The organism is Streptomyces sp. RFCAC02 (genome assembly GCF_004193175.1).
Classification (GTDB): domain Bacteria; phylum Actinomycetota; class Actinomycetes; order Streptomycetales; family Streptomycetaceae; genus Streptomyces.
The window spans coordinates 3,288,467-3,310,645 of the sequence record NZ_SAUH01000001.1; the positions used below are offsets into that span (position 1 = coordinate 3,288,467).

Consider the following 22,179-nt stretch of genomic DNA (forward strand, 5'->3'; position numbering starts at 1 on the left):
CCCGTCGCCGCCGCTCCCCGGCTCCCCTCCTGCGTCAGGCGGTCCCGGTCATACGCAGTTCACCCACCTGTTCGAGGCGATGCCGTAGGTGCGGAAGACGGAGTCGGTGCTGAGCGTGTAGGCGTCCCCGCGGTCGATCGTCATCGAGTAGCCGGAGTAGTTCCTGCCGGTGTAAATCGTGACGTCGCACGAGTTGCCGTGGTTGTAGACCGACTTGGGCGCGGAGAACGAGGGGGACGACGTGAGGTCCGTGTTGTTCTCGTACACCCGGCCGGGCGTCCCGCCGAAGTTCGTCTGCTGGTAGGCGCACAGCGCGCCGGCCGGGCAGTCCGACTTGGCCGCGTACGCCTGCGGCGCGGCGACGCCGAGAAGGGCGGCGGCGATGACGGCGGCGCCCGTGAGGCCGGCGGCACGGGCGCGGACGGTGGTGGACAGGGACATGCGGTCTCCGTTCGTCGTGCTGACCCGATGAGCGTGCGGCCACCGGCGCCCGCTGCGCCAGGGACCCGGGCGATGTGGGGCGATCACGGGACGGGACGGCCCCGACCTGCGGCGATACCTTCCCCGAAGGGCGTTCGGCGGGACGCCGGGACGGCCGCGCGAGGCTCGCTCCTTCCGGCGCCGCTCTGGCATGCTGGCGTCGACCGGACGCAAGGGGGGACATGTCCAGGTGGAAGGACCTGCCGGCGACGCTCGACCCGGCACTCGCGCGGCTCGTCGTGCGCCTGCGCGAGCACAAGGACCGCAGCGGACTGAGCATCGCGGCCCTCGCGGCGAGGACGGGATACGGCAGATCGTCGTGGGACCGCTATCTCAACGGCAGGGCACTGCCGCCCGACGGTGCCGTCGAGGCGCTCGCGCGCGTCTGCGACGCGGACGCCGCCCCCCTCCTCGTGCTGCGGGAACTCGCCGCCGGGCACGAGCCGGTGGAGGAGCCGGCGGACGAGGCCCCCGCGCCGCCGCGTCCCGCCGTGCCGTGGACCGCCATCCTGCTCTCCAACGTCGCCACGGCCCTCGTGACCCTGGCCGTCCTGATGCTCGTCGCGCCCTGGGAGCACGGCGCCGCGCAGGTCGCCGACGAGAAGCCGTACACGGGACCCGTCCACCCCGAACTCGGCATGTTCGCCTACGCGGCGGGCACCACGTACGAGTGCGACGTCGAACGGGACGACGAGGACGGACTGCTGTACGCGGGCTACAGCGGCACCCACACCGAGTTCCTCCAGCGGGACGCGTCGCGCTGGTCCGTGGTCGAGGCCCAGTGCCTGCTGGAACACCACGGCGTCTCGCCCGGTGTCGTGGACGGCTCCTTCGGCAGCAACACCGAGCGCGCCGTGCGGCGGCTCCAGGACGAGGCGGGCATCGCGGTCGACGGCATGATCGGCCCCGACACGTGGAAGGCCCTGCGCACGTGAACGACCGGGGCGCCGGGGGGCCGCCGGCCGAGTGCGTACGGCTCGCGGCGACCCTGCGCGAACTGCGCGCGGCCACCGGGCTGAGCATGGCCGCGCTCGCGGCCAGGACCCCGTACAGCAAGTCGTCGTGGGAGCGGTACCTGAACGGGCGCACGGTGCCGCCCCGGCAGGCGGTGGAGGAGCTGTGCGCGCTCGCCGGGGCGCCGCCACAGCGGCCCCTCGCGCTGTGGGAACTGGCCGAGTCCGCGTGGAGCGGCCGGGACGCGCGGCAGGCGCGGCCCGCCGTGGCGCGGGACGCGGCGCCGCCCGCCCGGCCGCGCGTCCCGCGCGCGTACGCCGTGGGCCTCGCCTGCCTGTCGCTCATCGCCGCCGGGACGCTGCTCGTCCTGACCCGGACCGGCGGGGACGACGGGCCGGAACACGCCGGGGCGGTCGTCGTGCCGGCGGGCTGCCGGGGTGACGCCTGCACGGGCCGGGACCCCGAGGAACTGGAGTGCTCCACGGCGGCGCAACCCCCCGTCACCCTCGGCGAACAGCGCCTCCACGGAACGGTCGTGAAAGTGCGGCACTCCGAGCTGTGCGGGACGGTGTGGGCGCGCGTCGACCGGGGCGCGGCCGGCGACCGTGTGGAGATCGCCGTGCCGGACGCCGAGGCGCAACGGGCCGTGGTGGCGGACGAGTTCGACGCGATGGCGTCCGTCTCGACGCCGATGGCGGCCGTGTCCGCCGACCTGCTCGACCGGGTGGAGGCGTGCCTGGTGCGGGACGGCGAGCGGAGCTGCTTCACCGTGGCGCCGGGGTGAGGGCGGACCCTAGCCGGTGCCGCGCAGGGACAGCCAGACGCTGTCGGGGAGTTCCCTGGCGGCCTCGTCCAGGTCGAAGCCGGGGGTGCCGGCCAGCCAGCGCGTCACGGCGAACACGACCGGACCCATGATCAGCATCTCGGCGACCGCCGGCGGCAGCGGGCGGAGCCGGCCCGCGGCGATGTGCGGGGCGAACAGGTCGAGCAGTTCCGCGACGAGGGGCGTCCGGCCGGCCTCGACCCGTTCGGCGTGCGGCCGCAGGTAACCCGCGTACGGCGAGGCGTGGATGACGAGCGCCTCGGTCGGGTGGGACGCCGACCAGCGCAGATAGCCGCCGACGACCGCCCGCACGGCGTCGCGCGCGGAACGGGTGGGGCGCGCGGCGTCCACGAGGGCGCGCATGAGGTCGTCCTTGCAGCGGATGTAGAGCGTGGCCGCGAGGCCGTCGAAGCTGCCGAAGTGGTGGTACAGGCTGCCGACGCTCACCCCCGACACCTCGGTGACGGCGGTCATCGTGAAGCCGCCGGGGCCCGCGTCGCGGTAGACCTCGAACGCCGCGCGCAGCAGGCGTTCGACGGTGTCCCGTCCGCGCCGCTGTTTCGCCGGCGTCGTCGACTGTTCCGTCACAGGTCATCACCGGATCCCGACAGGGGGCTGACAGCCTTCGTTGACGTACGCAAGGGTATTCCAGAGGATACTTCTAGAGGACGTCTCCAGAAGTCGTCGTTTCGCCGTGCCCCCGGGGGAGGGCTCCCTTACATGGATGAACTCGGTACCACCGATCCGCGCAGTCTCGGCCCCTATCGGCCGATCGCCGTGCTGGGCGAGGGCGGCATGGGCCGCGTCCTGCTGGCCGCGGGCCAGCACGGGAATCTCGTCGCCATCAAGCGGGTGCACGAACACCTCGCGGGCGACGAGGAGTTCAGGCGCCGGTTCCGGCGCGAGGTCGCCGCGTCCCGGCGCGTCGTCAGCCCGCACACCGCGCCGGTCGTCGACGACGACGCCGGGGCCGCCGTTCCGTGGCTGGCCTCCGCCTTCGTGTACGGCCCCTCGCTGCGGCGCGCCCTGGACGAGGCCGGGACGCTGCCGGAGGACGCCGTGCTGCGGCTGGCCGCCGGCCTCGCCGCGGCGCTGCGCGACATCCACGGTGCCGGGCTCGTGCACCGCGACCTGTCGCCGTCGAACGTCCTGCTGGCCGACGACGGTCCGAAGGTGATCGACTTCGGCATCGTCCGCGCGGTCGAGGACGCGTCGGGGACCCGCGCGTACACGATGGAGACGGCCGTGACCCGCTCCGGGTCGGTCATCGGCGCACCCGCGTACATGTCGCCCGAGCAGGCGGCGGGGCAGCAGCTGACCGCGGCGAGCGACGTCTTCTCCGTCGGCACCACGCTGCTGGCGGCGTTCACCGGGCGGAACCCGTTCGACGGCCCCGGCATACCCCAGACCCTCTACAACGTGGTGCATGTCGAGCCCGACCTGAGCGCGCTCCCGCCCCGGCTGCGCGCCGTCATCGAGCCGTGCCTGGCCAAGGACCCGGCGCGGCGGCCGGCCCCGGCGCGCATCCTGGAGCTGGTCGGCCCGCTGCCGGGGGTGACGCGGCCGTGGCCGCCGGCCGTGCACCGGCTCACGGAGGCGGACCGGGCGGAGATCGGCCGGCGCATACCCGGGGGGGACGCGCGGACCGTCACCGCGCCGCCCGCCCCCTCGGCCCCGACCCCGACGACCGTCGACACGCCGTCGATGCCGCCGCCCCCGCCCGGGGGTTCGGTGCCCCCGCCGTACGGCGGCCCGGTGCCGCCCCCGGCCGGACCCGGTGGCTACGGGTATCCCGCCCCGCCGTACCCCTCGCCCATGCCGCCGCCCCCGCCGGCGGGGAACACGTCGAAGCAGCAGGGGCTGATCGCCGTCCTCGCGGTCGCCGTGGTCGTCGTGCTGATCGCGGTCGGCATCACGCTGTCGTCCGGCGGCGACGACGACCCGGAGGACACCGCCGACCCCACCCCCTCGGTGACGTTCGACCCGGAGGCGTCGGCCGGCGGGACCGCCGGCACCGACACCGACCCGGGCGTCGATCCGATCGAGGAGACCGCGCCGGACGACACGGTGACCACGCCCGACCCGATCGCGGACGCGGTCGAGGGCGACTGCTTCGTCAACTACGGCACCATGGACGACTTCGACCTGCAGTCCTCCTACTGCGAGGACGGCGCGTTCGAGGCGGTCTCGGTCATCGAGGGGAGCACCGACCACGACGACTGCGAGGGCACCGAGGACGCCGACTGGTACGTGAACTACCCGGCCCAGGCCGTCACCCTGTGCCTCAGCTACCTGCACGCCAACGGCTCCGCGTACCACGCCGAGCCGGGCGACTGCGTCTACGGCCTGCAGGACGACGGGACCGTCTGGGACGTGCAGGACTGCCAGGACGGGAACTTCACCGTCGTCGCCCGATTCGACGGCGAGAGCGACTGGGACGACTGCGACGACTGGACGTGGCACCACGGCCGTCACTTCTCGGTGGACTCCTGGCCCGAACTGGACGTCCGGCTCTGCCTCGCCATGAACTACCCCGACGACGCGGGCACCGCCGCCGTGGACAACTGCATGTCCATGAGCGGCCCGGCGGAGTCGGCCACGTTCCACTACAGCGACTGCAGCAGCGCCAACGTCATCATCACCGGCCGCACCAGCACCTACGACGACCCGGGCTTCTGCGGCAACGACGGGTGGACCACCTGGCAGAACTCGGACTTCCCCGACCTCGGGTACACCGTCTGCTGGCGCTGGCTGTGACGGCGGCCGTCGGCGCGGGATGCCCGCGCCGACGGCCAGGACGGTGACGTCAGGCGGCGGTCCGGCGGCGGGTGCGGAGGGCCGTGGCGGCGATGACGACACCGAGGAGGACGAGCGCCGCGTTCACGGCGATCGCGACGGTGACCCCGTCCAGGACGGCGCCGGCGGTGACGGCCCCGCCGGTGGTGGCGGTGACGACCGCCGACATGACGGGCGTGCCCAGGGTGATGCCGACCTGCTGGGACATCGTGGCCAGGCCGGTGGCCAGGCCCTGTTCGGCGTCGGGCAGCCCGGAGGTCGCGGTGATCATGAAACCGACGATGACCAGCATGTTGCCCACGCCGCCGAAGAACGTGGCGGGGAGCATCAGGGCCAGTGACGGGCCGGTGGCCGTGCCGAGCATGAGCAGCGCGGCGGTGAACACCGTCTGGACGACCCCGCCCGCCACCAGCGCGGTCGTGGTGGACGTGCGGGCGATCAGGCGGGGCGCGAGCAGGCCGCCGGCGACGGTGCCGAGTCCGAGGACGCCGAAGGAGACACCCGCTTCGAGCGGTGTGAAGCCGAGGGTCTTCTGCAGGTGGAGCGTGAGCAGGTAGACGAGGGACGTCTCGGTCACGAAGGCGATCAGACCGAGGACGTTCCCCCAGGCCACGGTCCGCCTGCGCAGGACGCGCGGCGGGACCAGCGGCTCGCCGGCCCGCCGTTCGACCACGAGGAACGCGGCGAGCAGCGCGGCACCGGCGGCCAGGCCGGCCAGGGCGTGGGCGTCGGTCCAGCCGTGCTCGCCGGCCCGGGTGAGGCCGTACACGAGTCCGAGGAGGCCGAGCGTCACGGTCAGGGCGCCCGGCAGGTCGAGCTTCGGGCGGACCGCCGGCCGTGACTCCTGGATGACGGCCGGGGCGACGACGAGGACGGCGAGGGCGACGGGCACGTTCACGAGGAACGCCCAGCGCCAGGAGAGCAGGTCCGTGATGACGCCGCCGAACACCGCGCCCGCCGTGAACCCGGCGGACATCAGCGCGCCGTTGAGGCCGAGCGCCTTCTGCCGCAGCGGCCCCTCGGGGAAGGAGGTGGTCAGCAGCGACAGGCCGGCGGGGGTCGCGGCGGCGGTGGCGAGGCCCTGCGCGACGCGGGCGGCGATGAGGACGCCGGGGCCGGTGGCCAGGCCGCCGGCGAGGGAGGCCGCGCCGAGCAGGGCGATGCTGCCGAGGAAGACGCGCTTGCGGCCGATCATGTCGCCGATGCGGCCGAGGAACAGGGTGAAGCCGGCCGCCGGGAGCGCGAACGCGGTGGCGATCCACTGGAGGTTCGCGAGGGAGAAGCCGAGGCCGTCGCCGATCGCGGGGAGGGCGACGTTCAGGATGGAGAAGTCGACGGCCAGCGTGAACTGGGCGACCAGCAGGACGGCGAGCACCGCCTTGAGACGGCCGGTCAGCCGTTGCGGTGCCGGGGCGGCGGTCGGGGGCGCGGTGTGCGCGCGGGGTGCTTCGAGCGTGGACATGGCACAGCATCCTCTCGGGTTAACGGTTCTGTGGTTCCGTTACGTGGGGACTGTAGCGTGTCTCCCGAGTTAATGGAACTGCTGTGCCGATAGTCGGTCGTCATGGGCGGGCGCGTCGTGCGGACGGCGCTCGCCCCGCCAGTGCGGCGTTCGCGCGCATCAGTGCCGGTATCAGGACGTACGCGGCGAGCGGGACGACGATCGCGGTCAGGATCAGCGTCCGGACCGGCAGGGGCAGGCCGGCGGTCGACGGGCCGAGCGCGCCGAGGGTGAGGGTGATCGTCGGGTAGACGGCCAGCCAGGTGATCAGGGCGCGGCGGTGCGCGGACGGTGCGGCGGCGGGCGTGGACATGGCTCTCCCTTGGGTGGCGGCGCGGCGTACCGCGTTTCCAACTGGATGGTTGGAGTCTGCCACGTCGCGCCCGAAACTCCAACCGTGCGGTTGGGATCGCCAGGTGCCGACGGGGTGCCGGGTAGGGTCGCGGCATGGTCTGGGACACGGCACGGACACGGCGCCTCCTGCTCGACGCCGCGGTCGGCGAGTTCTCGGCGCACGGTTTCGAGGGCGCCCGTGTCGCCCGGATCGCGTCGGCCGCCGGGATCAACAAGGAGCGGATCTACCAGTACTTCGGCAGCAAGGAGGGGCTGTTCGACGCCGTTCTCGACTCCGAGCTGCGGAAGATCGCCGCCGCCGTGCCGCTGACCGAGCGGGAGGCGGCCGACCTCGGCGCGTACGCGGGCCGCGTCTTCGACTACCACGAGGCCCACCCGCACTTCGCCCGCCTCCTCGCCTGGGAGGGACTCCAGTACCGCGACCGGGACCGGATGGCCGCCGAGGACGCCAGGACGGCGCACTACGCCGACAAGGTCGCGGCCCTGGCCGGGGCGCAGCGCACCGGTACGCTTCCGGCGGCCGTGGAGCCCGGGCCGCTCCTGCACGCGGTCATCGCGCTCGTGGCCGCGTGGCACACGATGCCGCAGCTCGGCCGCCTGCTCGCCCCCGACGTGGCGGACGCCGGTCCGGACGCGCGCCGGACCGCCGTCGTCGCCGTGGTCCGCAGACTGACCGCGTGACCGGCTCGCGGAGTACCGGGAGCGCGGTGCCGACCTCGCCTCAGGCCGGGCCGGCCGTCAGGGTGCCGGCGTGTGCGGCGGCCAGGGCCGCGGCCGCCGCGCGGTCGGCCGCAGCCGTGTCCAGCGGGTCGCCCGAGACGAGGAAGGCGTAGTACAGGGGAGCGGAGACGGCGGTGATGACGCGGCGCGGGTCGGTGCCGGCGGGGAGTTCGCCCCTGGCCACCGCGTCGGTCACGCAGCCGGCCCACACGTCGATCCGCACGGCGTAGAACCGGCGCAGCGCCCGTTCCGCCTGCGCGTCGCACAGGGCGGCCGCCACCAGCGCGCGGAACAGCCGTCCCTGCCGGTCGTCGGTCAGGGTCTCCACGACGAGGCGCGCGTTGGCGCGCAGGTCGTCCGCGACCGAGCCGGTGTCGGCGCGCGGCTGGGACTGCTCGGCCATGTCCACGAGCAGGTCGGCGACCAGGCCCTCCGGGGTTCCCCAGCGGCGGTACACGGTGGTCTTGCCGACGCCCGCGCGCCGCGCGACCTCGGCGAGGTCGAGGCCGGCGAACCCCGCCTCGGACAGGAGGTCGCCGGCGGCCCGCAGCACGGCGTCACGGACGCGCGCCGTACGCCCCCCGGGCCGTACGGTGCCGGGCGCGGGCGGCACGGCACCGGTCGTCCCGGTGCTGTCGGTCGCCGTGTCGTCGGCGGGCATGGCGTGCTCATCCCTGTGTCCCACCCGTCCATCCTGCCGCAGCCGCACGGCCGACCCCCCGCGAGGACGGGAACCGCACGCGCCGTGGTGAGGTCTTCCGGTACGCCGTACAGGCTGAGGTGATGCGGTGAGGGAAGAGGACTCCGCCGGGCGTGCCGTGGAGAGTGCGCTGGAGGCGTTCCCTACCGCTCGGCGGGTCATGGACGGTGCGTACCGGCTGCCGGACACGCCGGGGCTGCGGGAGGAGATCGGGGAACGGCTGGCCGGCCTCGTCGCCGGGAGCGTCGATCCGAGTGCCGTGGAGGACTGGGCGCTGCGGCGGATGGCGGGGGACGCGCCCGAGCTGCACGACGGCTCCGTGTGGACGGCGCTGGACCGGCTGGCCGGGGCCGGTCTGCGGGACGAGCGGGGCGGTCCGCTGCACTCCCGGGACGACTTCACCGCCTGGCTCGCGGACTACCGGGAGAACCGCGCCTGACACGGCCGGTTCCGCAAGCAAACAGCCGCGTGCGTGGGCGGACCGTTGTGCCTGTAATCTCATGCGTCACACCGATGGCCGCCCACTCCTTCGGCCCGGCACGGCGATCCCCACCGCGCGGACGCGGTCAAGTCTCCGGATCCGGCGCGGAGTCCCGGCCATGGACGGACAGGGAGTTTCCTCGTGGGGCGTGCTTCTGACTGGAGTCCGGTCGGGATGGAGTCGGATCCGACCCCCGGGAATCCGGACGAGGTCCGGACGCTTGCGGATGATTTGCAGACGTTTGCCGACGGTGTCGGTGAGGCGCTGGGGAAGATCCGGGGGCTTGCCGGGGATCGTGCGGTGCAGGACTGGTCGGGGTTGTCGGCTGATGCGTTCCGGGACGAGTTCGACGGTGTTCCGGAGAATCTGACCAAGCTGCAGGACTCGTACGACCTGTGTGCGCAGGCGTTGCAGACGTATTGGCCGAAGCTGGAGACGGCGCAGGGGGATGCGGATCGTGCGCTGGAGCGTGCGATCGCCGCGCAGGCCGATCTGACGGCGGCGCAGAGCGCTTTGGGTGATGCGCAGGATTGGGTGTCGCGTGCGGGGGATGAGGCGGACCGTTTGGAGCGTGAGGGGGAGGGTGCGGAGCCGCCGGACGATGCCGAGGTGCGTGCTGCGACGCGTGATCGGCAGGCGGCGCAGCAGGCGCAGGAGTCTGCTCAGGGGCGGGTGGACGACGCGCAGGGCCGTCTCGATGCCGCCCGCCAGTTGGCGGAGCAGGCGCGGGAGATGCGGGAGGAGGCGGCACGGAACGCGGCCCGTGACATCGACGAGGCGTCCGACGCCGGTATCCAGAACCGCAAGTGGTGGGAAGACGCGATCCACTGGGTGACGGAGAACTGGGACACCATCGTCGACGTCTGCAAGGTGGTCGTCGCGGTCCTGGGGATCGTCGTGATGATCATCGGCGGCCCGCTCACCTGGGTGGTCCTCGCCGCCGCCCTCGTCGTCCTCGCCGACACATTGATCAAATACGGCCAGGGCAGGGCGGGTCTCCTCGATGTGGCGTTCGCCGGCCTGGACTGCATCCCCGGGATGAAGGGCCTCACCACCCTCGGCGGCCTCGCCCGGGGCCTGAAGGGCGGCCTCGCCGCCGCCCGCACCGGCATGCGCGGCCTCCGCCAGGGCGCCCTCGGCCTCGGCCGCCGCACCCGGGGCCGCGGCATCCCCATGAACGGCCGCACCGTCTGCGGCGACCCGGTCGACGCGGCCACCGGCGAGCTGCTCATGTCCGCCGTCGACCTGGACCTTCCGGGTGTCCTGCCCCTGGTCGTCGAACGCCACCACATATCCGGCTACCGGTACGGCCGCTCGTTCGGCACCTCCTGGGCATCCACGCTCGACCAGCGTCTCGTCCTGGACGAGCACGGCGCCCGGCTGTTCACGGCGGACGGCATGGTCCTGGTGTACCCGCGCCCGACGCCGGACGGAGAACCCGTCATGCCCGTCGAGGGGCCGCGGTGGGGCCTGTCCTGGGACGGCGGACCGGGATCACCCCTGACGGTCCGGTGCGGCGCCTCGGGGCGCACACTGCAGTTCGCCCCCACTCCCGGCCGTCCGGGCGCGGAGCTTCCGCTCACCGTCGTCACCGACCGGAACGGCAACCACCTGCGGTTCCGCTACGACGAGGCCGGCTGCCCCTCCGCCATCGAACACTCCGGCGGGTACCGCGTCGGCGTGGTGACCACGCGGGGGAGTGTCACCGCGCTGCGTCTCCTCAGCGCCCCGGACGAACCCCTGATCACCGCGTACGAGTTCGACGACGCCGGATCCCTGTCCGCCGTCCGCAACTCCTCCGGTCTCCCGCTGCGACTCACCTACGACGACCGGTCCCGGCTCGTGCGGTGGGAGGACCGGAACGGCTACTGGTACGCGTACGAGTACGACGCCGAGGGCCGCTGCGTGTTCAACACCGGCACCGACCGCGTCCTGGAGTACCGGTACGCGTACGACACGGAGAACCACCGGACCGTCGTCACGGACTCCCTGGGCCACGACACGGTCTACCAGTTCAACGACTCCTACCAGCTCATCGCCGAGACCGATCCCCTCGGCAACACCACCACCCGCGAGTGGGACCGCTACGACCGCCTCCAGACCGTCACCGACCCGCTCGGCCGCACGACACGCCATGCGTACGACGAGCGGGGCAACGTCACCGTCCTGACCCGCCCCGACGGTGCGGAGATACGTTTCCGCCACAACGCGCTCGACCTCCCCACCGAGACCGTCGAGGCCGACGGGACGACCTGGTCGCAGGAGTACGACGCCGCGGGCAACCGCACGGCTCTCGTGGACCCGGCCGGCAACCGCACGCGGTTCACCCACCACCCCGGAGGCGGCCCCGCGTCCGTCACCGACCCGCTGGGCCGCACGCTGCTCGTCACCTGTGACGCCGCCGGACTCCCGGTGGCCGTCACGGATCCGCTCGGCGCGGCCACGCGCTTCGTGCGGGACGCCTTCGGCCGGGTCACCGAGCACCACGACCCGCTGGGCGGGACGCGGATCCTCTCCTGGACGGTCGAGGGCAAGCCGCTGCGGGAGGTGGACCCGTCGGGCGGCGAGCGCCGCTGGGAGTGGGACGGCGAGGGCAACTGCCTCTCCCACACCGACGCGGCGGGCGGCGTCACGCGCTCGCTGTACGGCGCCTTCGACCTCCCCGTCGCCCACGAGGGGCCGGACGGCGCCCGCTGCACGGTGGAGCGTGACACCGAGCTGCGCATCACGCGCATCACCGACCCGGCGGGCCGTACGTGGGACTACCGGCACGACGCGGCGGGACGCGTCATCGCCGAATCGGACTTCGACGGCAGGGTCACCCGCTTCGAACACGACGCGGCCGGGCAGGTCGTCGCCCGCACGAACGCCGCCGGGCAGACCGTCCGCTACCGCTACGACGCCGTCGGCGGCCTGACAGCCCGTGTCCTGCCCGACGGCCGTACCACCACCTACGCCCGCGACGCGGCCGGACGGACCGTCCACGCCGTGGCGCCCGGTGTGGACCTGCGCCGCTCCTACGACGCGCTGGGCCGGCTCATCGGCGAGACGGTCAACGGCCGGACGGTCAGCGTGACGTACGACCCGGCGGGACAGCCCGTCTCCCGGACGACTCCCCGCGGACACACCAGCACATGGGACTACGACGGTGCCGGCAACCCGGTCCGGCTCAGCTCGGACGGGCGGGAGCTGACGTTCGGGCGGGACGCGCTGGGCCGCGAGGTGACCCGCGACGTCGGCGGCTTCCTGCGGGGCGAGCAGGAGTGGGACGCCGCCGGCCGGCTCGTGGGCCGGCGGCTGTCCCGCGCCGGGATGCCGGGGGACGCCGCGCACCACCGCTGGGCCTACCGTGCGGACGGCCACCCCACCGCGGTCACCGACCCCGCGGGCACGACGAGCTTCCGCCTCGACCCCGCCGGCCGTGTCCTGACGGTGGCGGGGGCGCGGGGCGACGAGCGGTACGACTACGACGCGGCGGGGAACCAGACCGCCGCGCACTGGTCCGCCGGTGCCGCCGAGACGCCCGCCACCGGCGTACGGGAGTACCGGGGGACGCTCCTGACACGTGCCGGCGGCGTCCAATACACGTACGACGCCGCGGGGCGCACCGTCATGCGCGCGGTGAAGCGGCTGTCGCGCGAGCCGGACGTGTGGCACTACACCTGGGACGAGGAGGACCGCCTCACCGGGGTCGTCACACCGGACGGAACCGCGTGGCGCTACCTGTACGACCCGTTCGGCCGGCGCGTCGCGAAGGAGCGCCTCGGCGCGGACGGGACCCCCGTCGCCCGGACCGACTTCACCTGGCTCGACGCCGTTCTCGTCGAACAGACCGCATCGGGCGGCGAGGACGACGGGACCACCGTCACCTGGGACCACGACGGGCTGCACCCGGTCGCCCAGACCGAACGCGCGGACGACGGCATCGATCGCCGGTTCTACGCCATCGTCACCGACCTGGTGGGCATGCCCACCGAACTGATCGCGGAGGACGGCTCGACGGCGTGGCGGGGCGGCACGTCCCTGTGGGGCGCCGCCGCGGCGGGGGGCGGCACGCCCCTGCGCTTCCCGGGCCAGTACGCCGACGAGGAGACCGGGTGGTACTACAACCACCAGCGGCATTACGACCCGGCCACGGGCCGCTACGTGACGCCCGATCCGCTCGGCCTGGCCCCGCAGCCGAACCCCTACACGTATCCGCACAATCCGCAGGTGTGGTGCGATCCGCTGGGTCTCACCCCGTGCGGCAACGGCATCATCTCGACGTCGCAGACGGTCGAGCAGAACCTCGCCTCCATCACCGCCCGCGCGTTCGGTGACGGCTTCAACGGTCTGTACCACCCGGTCACACGCCAGTTGGAAGCCTGGCTCAGCAGTGAGCCCGGCGCTCTCGTCAGACGGAACGGCGGGCACGGGCAGGTCAACGCGAGGGTGTTCGAATGGTCGGTGGAGACGGTGGCCTTCACCGCCATCCGCGCCGAGGGAGGACTGAGAGTGGGCTGGCACTCCGTGAGCGTCAACTGGCGGCACTTCGGGGACCCGGCCGCGCCGGTGGAACACCGTGAGGCGATCATCGAGACGCTGGAGGCCATCACGGGCCTCCCGGTGATACGGGAGTGACCATGCCGGAGCGGAGTCCCGGAATCGTCGTCGGCGGGCTGCCGCTCCCCCCTGCTCTGGTGGCCCGTGTCCGTGCCGGGTCGTGGGTCGCGCCGCGCGCGGACGACCCGGTGTACCGGGCCGTCTTCCACGACGACGCGGAATCGCCGCTCTTCTACGACGAGGCGAAGCTGCTCGCCGAGAACGCGTCCTGGCAGCGGCTGTCCGCCGCCGGGGAGTTCGGCGGCCCGCAGCACGGCGACCCCGGGTTCGACCCGGCGCGGTCGGTCGTGATCGGCGACCTGGGTCCTGACAGGCCCGTCGTGCTGGACTACCGCGGGTCCGCGGAGACGCCGCGTGTGCTGTACCTGGGGCCGGCGGGCTGGGCCGGGATCGCGGCGAGCGCCGAGGAGCTGATCGCCCGCCTGTACCCGGACGACGGGAGTCACCCGCCCCGGAGATGACGGGCGCCGTCGGACGCCGGAGGGGTCGGGGGCGGTGTGCGCAGGGGCGGTTCCCAGCCGCCGTCCGGGGTCCAGCGGCGCACGACGCGTGCCGGTACGCCCGCGGCGACCGCGTGGTCCGGCACCTCGCCCCGCACCACCGCGCCGGCCGCGACCACCGCGTTCCGGCCGACCGCGCTGCCGGGCAGGATCACCGCGCCCGTCCCGATCCAGCTCCCCGCGCCGATCGTCACCGGAGCCATGCGCGGCCACTGCACGCCGACGGGCCGGTGCGGGTCGTCGTAACTGTGGTTCGTGGACGTGATGTAGACGTACGGCCCGATCCAGCAGTCGTCGCCGATCGTGACGGCCCGGTCCGCGACCACGTGGCCGCCGCGCCCGATCACGACGCCGTCGCCGATCCGCAGGACCGGGTCGGGGCCGAGGTCGAGGCCGGGCACCAGGCCCGCGGTGAGCGTGACGTGCTCGCCGATGACGCAGTGCGCGCCCAGGCGGATCCACGGCTCGCCGAAGACCGTGCCCTGGGGGAACGCCAGCCGCGTGCCGGGGCCGATCGCCCCGAACCGCAGTCCGGCCGTGTGCTCGGCCGTCACCGCGCCCGCGTCGCGTGCGAAGCGCAGCGCCGCGTGGACGGCGCGGTGCGCGGTACGGCGCCGCCAGGCCGCCAGTGCGCGGGGTATCAGGGGCACCGGGTCACGGTACACAGCGCGTGCGAACGGTGAACGGTCGGAATACGGCGCGGGACCGATCGGGTTCGTTGTGGTCAACGTCACACTCGTTGCCGGAGGTGTCAATTCCGGAAACGACCGTTCCGTCGCTTCTCGATCGCGTCCGCAATGAAAGTGAGACTTTCAACCAGGACCAACGGCCCTAGCCTGGTGCGCGTCCCCTCGCACCACGTCGGAGCCACGTCCATGTCGCCTGCCTTCGTCCGTCCGTCCGCACAGCCGCCTCCGCCGGCGGCCCGCAGACCGGCCGGGCACCACAGGTTTCAGAGCTTTCCTTGAGCTTCTTCCGTTCCGCGCGCCCGGATAGTCGGAAATCCGTACCCGTACGTGGAACACCGTCAGGTCGCCGCTCTCCGCAGTCCCGCGTATGCGCACAGAGGGTTCGTTGGAGCACATCAATGACCACCGCCACCCAAGCGACTTCCCCCGACATCCCGATACGCCGCCCCGCCGGACTCCCGGCGGCCGAGCGGTATCGCGACCGTCTCCTCCGCTACGTCCTCCGCCTGACGGCGGGTGACTCCCACCGCGCGGAGGACATCGTGCAGGAGACGATGCTCAGGGCGTGGCTCGCCGACTCACGACGGGCGGGCGACGGGGACGACGAGCGCCTCGCCGCGTGGCTCCACACCGTGGCCCGCAACCTCGCCATCGACGCCCACCGCCGCGACCGCGCCCTGCCCGCCGGCATGGTGCCGTCCCCGCTGCTCAAACAGCCCGCCGACGGCACCGAGATGGCCGACCGTGTCGCCGACCGCATGCTGGTCACCGCCGCGTTGGCCCGCCTCACCCCCGAACACCGCGCCGTACTCGTCCACATCCACCTCCACGGCCGTTCCGGCGCGGAGGCCGCGCGCGACCTCGGCATACCGCAAGGTACGGTCAAGTCGCGCGTGCACTATGCCCTGTCAGCCCTGCGGCGGGAGATCCGAGCGGCATGAGGAACACGGACCCCTTCGAGTTCATATCGCAGCACCGGGACACCATCTTCCGGGTGGCCGGTGTGCTGGCCGCCCTGCTGATCGTGTTCCTGATCATCCGCTGGCTCGCCATGCGCCAGGGCGGCTGGGCCGCGGCGACGCGGCGCGTGAAGCGGGAGTTCGCCGTCACCGGCGCCGCGTTCGCCGCCCCGTTCCGCGCCTGGTCGCGCCACCGCAAGGCGCTGACGCTGCTGGTCCGGGGCCTGCGCACGCCCGCCACCTGGCGTGACGCCGAACGGGCCGTCGCCGCCGCCCGGCACGCCGCCGCCTCCGTCGGCGCCACGCCGTACGCCGTCCTCGTCGACGACGAGACCGCCACCGTGCTGCTCGCCGGCCGCGACGTGCCCGAGCCCGCCGACGGCCCGTGGTGGCACGACCCCGACGACGGCCCCGACCACTGGACCATCGCCCGTCAGGACCTGCCGCCCGTCGTGCCCGTCCCCGACCTGCCGTACCCCGTCCTCGTCGCGGTCGGCGAGAGCGGCGGGTGCTGCGCGTTCCTCGACGTCGCGACCGGCCCGGCCCTCCTCACCGTCGAGGGCGAGCGCCGCGCCGCCGCCGCGCTGCACCAGGCCGTCGCCGCGCAGCTCGACGCCCGCCTGCCGGACGGCCAGGTCGTCGTCGCCGAGAACGTCCACCGGGCGTACGCCGGGACGCCCATCCGCACCGCCTACCGCACCGCCCGCGACCTGCCGCACGTCCTCGGCATCGCGCCCGTCCTCGTCACGACCGAGCTGCCGGACCCGCTGCCGCCGGAACTGGCCGAATCCCCCGACGTGTCGCCGGGACCCCGGATCCTCCTGCGCGGCACCGGACGCGGCCACCGCCGCAGCCTCCTGACCGACCGGCACGGCACGATCACCCTCCTCGGCACCCCGCTCGTCCTCGGCGGCAACGCGCTGGCCCGCGCCATCGCCCGCGTCCTGCCGGACCTGCCGCCCGTCCTGCCGCCCGCCCCGCCCACCGGCGGCGTGACGGTGCGCCCGGAGCGCGCGTTCGCCGAGCTGGACGAGGACGAGGAGGCCGTCGCCCTCGCCGGTGAGGACGCCGAGGAGACCTGGGCCGCCCCGGCCGGCGCCGGCACCCGCCCCCCGGCCGCCGAGCGCGACGACGCGTACGAGGAGGAGCGCGAGGAAGCGCCCGCACGCGAGGCCGCGCCCGAGGAGTACGGCGAAGAAGCCCGCGAGGAGGAACGGAAGGCCGGGTCCGCCGCCCGCCGCCGGCGTACCCGCAAGCCCGCCGGAACCCCCGCCGCGCCGTCCCCCCGCACCTCCCCCACCCCCCGTCCCTGACCCCACCGACCCCCGGTTGGACCGCCTGTGAAGCTCACGATCACCACCGCGGACGCGCAGGGCCGCCGCGCGGACCACCTGCTCGACCTGCCAGGAGACACCACGGCGGGCGAACTCGCCGCGGCACTCGACGGCACGCGGCTCTACCTCGGCGACCGCCTGCTGGAGTCCGACGAACCGCTCGGCACCGGCGGCGTCCGCGACGGCGCGCTGCTCGGCCTCGACGCGCCCGTGCACGACGCGCCCGGCGTCGACGGCTGGCGCCCGTCCCCGCACGACCCCGTCCTGCTGGAGCTGCGCCATGTGTCAGGACCCGGCGCCGGCGGGTTGTGGCGCCTCGGCCCCGGCACCTACGAGGTGGGCACCGACCGCGGCTGCGTCATACGCCTGCCCGACACGGGCACGGACCCCGCCGCCGAGTGGGACGACGAGGGCGTGCCCACCAGCGGCACCTGGGTCACCGTGCACGCCGACGGCAGCGCGAGCCTCCGCCTCCCCCGGGGCGCCGACCCCGAACGGTGCGGCCTGCGCAGCCTCACCCCGCCGCCGCCCGTCGACCCGGAGACCGGCACCCCCCTGACCGACGAGGAGCCGGCCGGGAAGGAGGACGGCGGCCCCGGCGGCCACAGCGCAGAGCCCGCCCCGCCGGGACCCGACGGCGCGCCCGCCCTCCCGCCGCTGCCGCGGCCCGGCGAACTGCTGCCGCCCACCGACGGGTCGGAGGACTGGCCGCTGTACGCCGACCTGGCGCTCGGCGACCACCTCCTGCGCCTGTGCCCGCCGTACGTGCCCGACGCCGCCGTCAAGCTGTCCGCCGACGGCCTCACCGTCGAGTACAGCCGGCCGCCCCGGATCACCCCGCACCTCGACGCCGAGAACATCAACCTGCCCGGGCCGCCCAACCCGCCGAGCCGCAGGCCGTTCCCGTTCATGCTCATGATGTCGCCCCTGATCATGGGCCTCACCATGATGGTGCTGATCCGGTCGCTCTACTTCTTCGTCCTGATCTTCTTCACCCCGATCATGGCGGTCGGCAACTGGCTCACCGGCCGCCGCGCCAACCGCAAGCAGCACGAGGAAGCGGTCCGCCGTTTCCGGCTGCGCCGCTCCGCGCTCGAACTGGAGATGCGCCGCGCCACCGTCGAGGAGCGCCTCCAGCGCAACGAGGCGTCGCCCGACCCCGCCGCCGTCCGCCTCACCGCCCTCGGCCCCGGCCACCAGCTGTGGGAACGCCGCCGCCACCACGCGGACTACCTGACCCTCCGCGTCGGCACCATCGCCCGCGCGTCCCTGAAGAGCATCAACGACGGTGTGCGGGACAGCAACCACCGCTCCGTCCACTGGCGGCTCGCCGACGTGCCCCTCAGCGTGGACATGCCGCAGATGGGCGTCGTCGGCATCACCGGCACGCCCGGCTCGGCCCGCGCCCTGGCCCGCTGGCACGTCATCCAGTCCGCCGTCCTCCAGAGCCCCCGCGACCTGCGGATCGTCGTCCTCACCGACGAGAAGCACGCCGACGACTGGGCGTGGGTCCGCTGGCTGCCGCACCTGCGGTCCGGCCGCCCCGGCGCGTCGGTCGTCGCCATCGGCAACGACTCCGAGACCACCGCCCAGCGCGTCAGCGAGCTGTACGCCGAGATCCAGGCGCGGACCGAGGCGGCACAGTCCCGGGACGGCCGCGCCGCGATGGGCGGCATGGCCGACATCCTCGTCGTCCTCGACGGCGCCTGGCGCCTGCGGGAAGTGCCGGGCGTCGTGCCCGTCCTCACACAGGGTCCTTCCGTCCGCATCTTCAGCCTGTGCCTCGACGAGCGCGAGCACTCGCTGCCCGAGGAGTGCACCGCCGTCCTCACCGCCGACGGCAACCGGCTGTCGCTGCGCAGCTCCCACGTCCGCACCGTCACGGACATCCGCACCGACCTGGTGGACCCGGCCTGGTGCGAGGAGGTCGCCCGCGCGCTCACGCCGATCCGCGACGTCACCGTCGAGGGCGACGCCGGCATGCCGTCCGAGGTCAGGCTGCTCCCGCTGCTCGGCCAGGAGCCGCCGGACCCGCGGGCGCTGATCGCCCGCTGGCAGAAGCATCCGGCCTCCACCGCGTTCATCATCGGCTCGGGCTTCGAGGGCAACACCGTCCTCGACCTCACCCAGCACGGCCCGCACGGCCTCATCGCCGGCACCACGGGCTCCGGCAAGTCGGAGCTCCTCCAGACCCTGATCGCGTCCCTCGCCGTCATGAACCGGCCGGACGAGCTGACGTTCGTCCTCGTCGACTACAAGGGCGGCAGCGCGTTCAGCGAGTGCCAGGAACTCCCGCACACGCTCGGCATGATCACCGACCTCGACGGCCACCTCGTGCAGCGCGCCCTGGCGTCACTCAACGCCGAACTGCGCCGCCGCGAGGAGGTGCTCGCCGAGGTCGGCGTCAAGGACCACCGCGAGTACCGCGCCAAACGCTCCCGCGACCCCGAACTCCCGCCGCTGCCGCGCCTGATCCTCGTCATCGACGAGTTCGCCACCCTCGTGCGGGAACTCCCCGCGTTCGTCCCGGGCCTCATCAGCCTCGCCCAGCGCGGACGTTCACTCGGCCTGCACCTCATCCTGGCCACGCAGCGCCCCGCCGGATCGGTCAGCAACGACATCCGCGCCAACACCAACCTGCGCATCGCGCTGCGCGTCACCGACTCCACCGAGAGCCAGGACGTCATCAACACGCCGGCCGCCGCCGGCATCTCGCCCGCCACACCGGGCCGCGCCCTCATCCGGCGCGGCGACGGGCCGCCCATACCGTTCCAGACCGCCTACGTCGGCGCCGAGCGGGCCCTCCCCGAGAGCGACGACACGGAAGCCGTGAAGACCCTGGCGCCGCGCGTCATACGCCGCGCGGAACTGGAGTGGCAGACCCTCGGCCGGCCCGCGAACCTGCCCGTCCACGACGACGGAGCGGAGGCCGACGACGACGCGGAGCCCACGGTCGCCCAGGACCCGCCGACCGACCTCAGCGTCCTCGTGGAGGCCCTGCGCGCGGCGGCGGACGCCCTGCCGGACTTCACGCCGCAGCCCCGGCCCTGGCTGCCGCCGATGCCGTCGCACCTGACGATGCCCCCGCCCCCGAGGGCTCCAAGCCGGGCGGCGCGCGGCTGCGGGAGATCCCGTTCGCCTACTACGACCTGCCCAGCAGGCAGGCCCAGATCCCGGGCAACGTGAACCTGAACAACTTCGGCCACCTCTACATCATCGGCGCGCCCCGGTCGGGCCGTACGCAGACGCTGCGGACGCTCGCCGGCTCCGTCGGCATGTACCTCACGACCGAGCAGGTCCACATCTACGGCCTGGACGCCGCGGGCGGCGGCCTGTCCGTCGTCGAGGAGCTGCCGCACTGCGGCGCCGTCGTCTCCCGGCACGACCCGGAGCGCATCGACCGGCTCATCCGCCGCCTCATCGCCGACCTGAACCGCAGGCAGGCGCTGATCGCCGAGCACGACGTCAACTCCCTGACCGAGCTGCGTCTGAAGCTGCCGCGCGGCGAACGCCCCGCGCACCTGCTCGTCCTGATCGACGGCTGGGACGCGCTGTACGACACGATCGAGAAGTACGACGGCGGCCGCCTCAACGAGGAACTGTTCCGCCTGCTGCGCGAGGGCGCCACCGCCGGTGTCCACGTCGTCGCCACCTCGGAGCGCATGCTGCTGGGCACCCGCGCCGGCCAGCACAACGACCAGCGGCTCCTCCTGCGCCAGTCCGACCGCATGGACTTCGCCGTCGTCGGCGTCGACCGCAAGAACGTGCCGGACAACCTCCCCGCCGGCCGCGGCTGGTTCGCGCCGGGCGGCATCGAGACGCAGATCCTGCAGCTCCCGGTGCCGGAGTCGTCGAAGAACGGCGACCAGGCCGACGCGCTGCGGGCCATCGGGCGGGAGGCCAGGGCCAGGGACGCCGCGATCGACGACGCGCGGCGGCCGTTCCCCGTCGGCGTCCTCCCCGGCGCCGTCGCCTTCCAGGACGTCATGGACGGCCTGCCCGACGGGGAGAAGCGTCCCCTGCGCGCGCTGGTCGGCCTCGGCGGCGACGACATCGCCCCGATGTTCCACGACTTCGCGCACGCGTCGCCGACCTACCTGGTCGTCGGACCGCCGCGCTCGGGACGCTCCACGGCACTGGCCGGGATGTGCGTGTCGCTGCTGATGGGCGGCACGTCGCTGCTCGTCCTCACGCCGCGCGACTCGCCCCTGCGGCAGCTCGCCCAGCACGGCCTGGCGCGGGTCTTCGGCGGCGACCCGACGGCCGACCAGATCGAGAAGGCGCTGGAGGACATGGCGGGCAAGCCGGTCGTCGTGGTCGTGGACGACTGCGACCTGCTCGCGTCCGGCGGGGCCGACCGCGCGCTGCGGCGGGTCATCACCTCGGGACAGGAGCGGAACCAGGCAGTCCTCGCGGCCGGGCCGGCCGAGGGCCTGTCGACGATGGGCTGGCACGGTCTGATGCGGCGGGGCCGCAGCGGTGTGCTGCTCGGTCCCCGCAGCATCGTCGAGGGCGAACTGATCGGCGCGCGCATCGGCGCCCAGCACCTGCGCCCGCTGACGATCCCGGGCCGCGGCTGGACCGGCGACGGCACGGGCCGCGCCCTGGCCGTCCAGGTCCCGCTGGCGGTCCTGCAGTAGAAAGCCGTGGTGCCGACCCGGCCGGGTCGGCACCACGGCTCCTCAGACCGCGAGGAGGCGGACGATGGTGATCGTGAGGACGGATCCGCTGACGTAGTAGCGGATGATGATGCCCTCGACAGTGGCGTCCCGGCGATCGCGGTCACCGTGGACCTGGGATGAGCCATGGCCGTACGGATCCCGGGCGACCGTGCGGCCGAGTGTCCTCTCGAACGCGGAGCGACGCCGCTGGGGAACCGCCGCGAGTTGCTTCTCCGCGACAGGGTCGTACGCGATGCGGTAGGTCATGCGGCCCCGGCCTGTCGGTCGTGCTCCTGACGGGCGAGAGCATCGAGGTCCTGTCGCAGGCCGGGGTCCTCCGCCTCCAGGAGCTCCATGATCCAGGAACGCATCACGGCGTGGATGTCGTGGACCCCGGCGGTTTCGACGGCCTCGGTGAACTCGTCCCGCCGCTCCGGGGGAAGCGCCTCCCGGATGCCCCGGATCGTGGCGGGAAGCGTGATCTCACGCCCGTCCCCGGTGATGGTACGCAGGGGCTCGGCACTCATCGGGTTCCTCCTCGGGATGGCTGGGGGTCACGCTAGCGGGGCGGTGCGGGAAGGGGTCCCGCCGTGGCGGGAATACACCCGTCCGTGCGACGCGCCGG

19 protein-coding genes are annotated in these 22,179 nt (G+C 73.8%); 11 read left to right on the forward strand and 8 right to left on the reverse strand.

Annotated elements, in window-relative coordinates; genetic code table 11:
- Positions 1–48: 48 nt before the first annotated feature.
- The gene (locus EMA09_RS15390; RefSeq protein WP_168220734.1) at positions 49–441 is read right to left on the reverse strand and encodes a peptidase inhibitor family I36 protein; all 393 of its coding nucleotides are present in this window, start codon (positions 439–441) and stop codon (positions 49–51) included.
- 221 nt (positions 442–662) lie between these two features.
- Here EMA09_RS15390 and EMA09_RS15395 point away from each other — a divergent pair, with 221 nt between their 5' ends.
- Together EMA09_RS15395 and EMA09_RS28390 are read left to right on the forward strand one after the other, a co-directional pair.
- The gene (locus tag EMA09_RS15395) at positions 663–1,415 is read left to right on the forward strand and encodes a helix-turn-helix domain-containing protein (RefSeq protein ID WP_129841602.1); all 753 of its coding nucleotides are present in this window, start codon (positions 663–665) and stop codon (positions 1,413–1,415) included.
- Positions 1,412–2,218, forward strand: coding sequence for an XRE family transcriptional regulator (locus EMA09_RS28390; RefSeq protein WP_168220735.1), 807 nt, complete (start codon positions 1,412–1,414; stop codon positions 2,216–2,218). The genes EMA09_RS15395 and EMA09_RS28390 overlap by 4 nt, the downstream gene beginning before the upstream one ends.
- 9 nt (positions 2,219–2,227) lie before the next feature.
- Here EMA09_RS28390 and EMA09_RS15405 read toward each other — a convergent pair whose 3' ends face one another.
- Positions 2,228–2,845 carry a TetR/AcrR family transcriptional regulator gene (locus EMA09_RS15405; protein ID WP_129841603.1) on the reverse strand — a complete coding sequence of 206 codons (618 nt, stop codon included), beginning with the start codon at positions 2,843–2,845 and terminating at the stop codon, positions 2,228–2,230.
- A gap of 132 nt (positions 2,846–2,977) precedes the next feature.
- Between EMA09_RS15405 and EMA09_RS28640 the strand changes: the two genes are divergently transcribed.
- Positions 2,978–5,014: a serine/threonine-protein kinase gene (locus tag EMA09_RS28640; RefSeq protein WP_206305952.1), complete on the forward strand. Its 2,037-nt coding sequence runs from the start codon at positions 2,978–2,980 to the stop codon at positions 5,012–5,014.
- Between the two features lie 49 nt (positions 5,015–5,063).
- Here the strand turns inward: EMA09_RS28640 and EMA09_RS15415 are convergent, their stop codons facing one another.
- Together EMA09_RS15415 and EMA09_RS15420 are read right to left on the reverse strand one after the other, a co-directional pair.
- The gene (locus tag EMA09_RS15415) at positions 5,064–6,515 is read right to left on the reverse strand and encodes an MFS transporter (RefSeq protein WP_129841604.1); all 1,452 of its coding nucleotides are present in this window, start codon (positions 6,513–6,515) and stop codon (positions 5,064–5,066) included.
- A gap of 100 nt (positions 6,516–6,615) precedes the next feature.
- Positions 6,616–6,867 (reverse strand): hypothetical protein, encoded by a 252-nt coding sequence (locus EMA09_RS15420; RefSeq protein ID WP_129841605.1) that lies wholly within the window; start codon positions 6,865–6,867, stop codon positions 6,616–6,618.
- 134 nt (positions 6,868–7,001) lie between these two features.
- On the opposite strand from EMA09_RS15420, the gene EMA09_RS15425 reads away from it, so the two are divergent.
- Complete coding sequence (locus tag EMA09_RS15425; protein WP_129841606.1) at positions 7,002–7,589, forward strand: TetR family transcriptional regulator; 588 nt, start codon at positions 7,002–7,004, stop codon at positions 7,587–7,589.
- Positions 7,590–7,629: 40 nt separating this feature from the next.
- Here EMA09_RS15425 and EMA09_RS15430 read toward each other — a convergent pair whose 3' ends face one another.
- Positions 7,630–8,289: a TetR/AcrR family transcriptional regulator gene (locus EMA09_RS15430; protein WP_129844057.1), complete on the reverse strand. Its 660-nt coding sequence runs from the start codon at positions 8,287–8,289 to the stop codon at positions 7,630–7,632.
- Positions 8,290–8,416: 127 nt separating this feature from the next.
- Here EMA09_RS15430 and EMA09_RS15435 point away from each other — a divergent pair, with 127 nt between their 5' ends.
- From EMA09_RS15435 to EMA09_RS15445, 3 genes are all read left to right on the forward strand, one after another.
- A complete protein-coding gene (locus tag EMA09_RS15435; protein ID WP_129841607.1) occupies positions 8,417–8,767 on the forward strand; it encodes a hypothetical protein in 351 nt (116 codons plus the stop codon).
- Between the two features lie 216 nt (positions 8,768–8,983).
- Complete coding sequence (locus tag EMA09_RS15440) at positions 8,984–13,429, forward strand: DUF6531 domain-containing protein (protein WP_346655832.1); 4,446 nt, start codon at positions 8,984–8,986, stop codon at positions 13,427–13,429.
- 2 nt (positions 13,430–13,431) lie between these two features.
- Positions 13,432–13,872: a hypothetical protein gene (locus tag EMA09_RS15445; protein WP_129841609.1), complete on the forward strand. Its 441-nt coding sequence runs from the start codon at positions 13,432–13,434 to the stop codon at positions 13,870–13,872.
- Here EMA09_RS15445 and EMA09_RS15450 read toward each other — a convergent pair.
- Complete coding sequence (locus EMA09_RS15450) at positions 13,854–14,561, reverse strand: acyltransferase (RefSeq protein WP_240796412.1); 708 nt, start codon at positions 14,559–14,561, stop codon at positions 13,854–13,856. The genes EMA09_RS15445 and EMA09_RS15450 overlap by 19 nt on opposite strands.
- A gap of 437 nt (positions 14,562–14,998) precedes the next feature.
- Here EMA09_RS15450 and EMA09_RS15455 point away from each other — a divergent pair, with 437 nt between their 5' ends.
- The 4 genes from EMA09_RS15455 to EMA09_RS29000 are packed head-to-tail and all read left to right on the forward strand — an operon-like array spanning position 14,999 to position 21,533.
- Positions 14,999–15,541 carry a sigma-70 family RNA polymerase sigma factor gene (locus EMA09_RS15455; protein ID WP_129841611.1) on the forward strand — a complete coding sequence of 181 codons (543 nt, stop codon included), beginning with the start codon at positions 14,999–15,001 and terminating at the stop codon, positions 15,539–15,541.
- Positions 15,538–16,872 carry a hypothetical protein gene (locus EMA09_RS15460; RefSeq protein WP_129841612.1) on the forward strand — a complete coding sequence of 445 codons (1,335 nt, stop codon included), beginning with the start codon at positions 15,538–15,540 and terminating at the stop codon, positions 16,870–16,872. Before EMA09_RS15455 ends, EMA09_RS15460 begins: the two co-directional genes overlap by 4 nt.
- A gap of 27 nt (positions 16,873–16,899) precedes the next feature.
- Positions 16,900–20,079, forward strand: coding sequence for an FtsK/SpoIIIE domain-containing protein (locus tag EMA09_RS15465; protein ID WP_240796413.1), 3,180 nt, complete (start codon positions 16,900–16,902; stop codon positions 20,077–20,079).
- Entirely contained in the window at positions 20,076–21,533 is a 1,458-nt protein-coding gene (locus EMA09_RS29000; RefSeq protein WP_240796414.1) for an FtsK/SpoIIIE domain-containing protein, read from the forward strand. Before EMA09_RS15465 ends, EMA09_RS29000 begins: the two co-directional genes overlap by 4 nt.
- A gap of 42 nt (positions 21,534–21,575) precedes the next feature.
- Here the strand turns inward: EMA09_RS29000 and EMA09_RS15470 are convergent, their stop codons facing one another.
- Both EMA09_RS15470 and EMA09_RS15475 read right to left on the reverse strand, forming a co-directional pair.
- Entirely contained in the window at positions 21,576–21,821 is a 246-nt protein-coding gene (locus EMA09_RS15470; protein ID WP_129841613.1) for a hypothetical protein, read from the reverse strand.
- Entirely contained in the window at positions 21,818–22,081 is a 264-nt protein-coding gene (locus EMA09_RS15475) for a hypothetical protein (RefSeq protein ID WP_129841614.1), read from the reverse strand. The genes EMA09_RS15470 and EMA09_RS15475 overlap by 4 nt, the downstream gene beginning before the upstream one ends.
- Between the last annotated feature and the right edge of the window lie 98 nt (positions 22,082–22,179).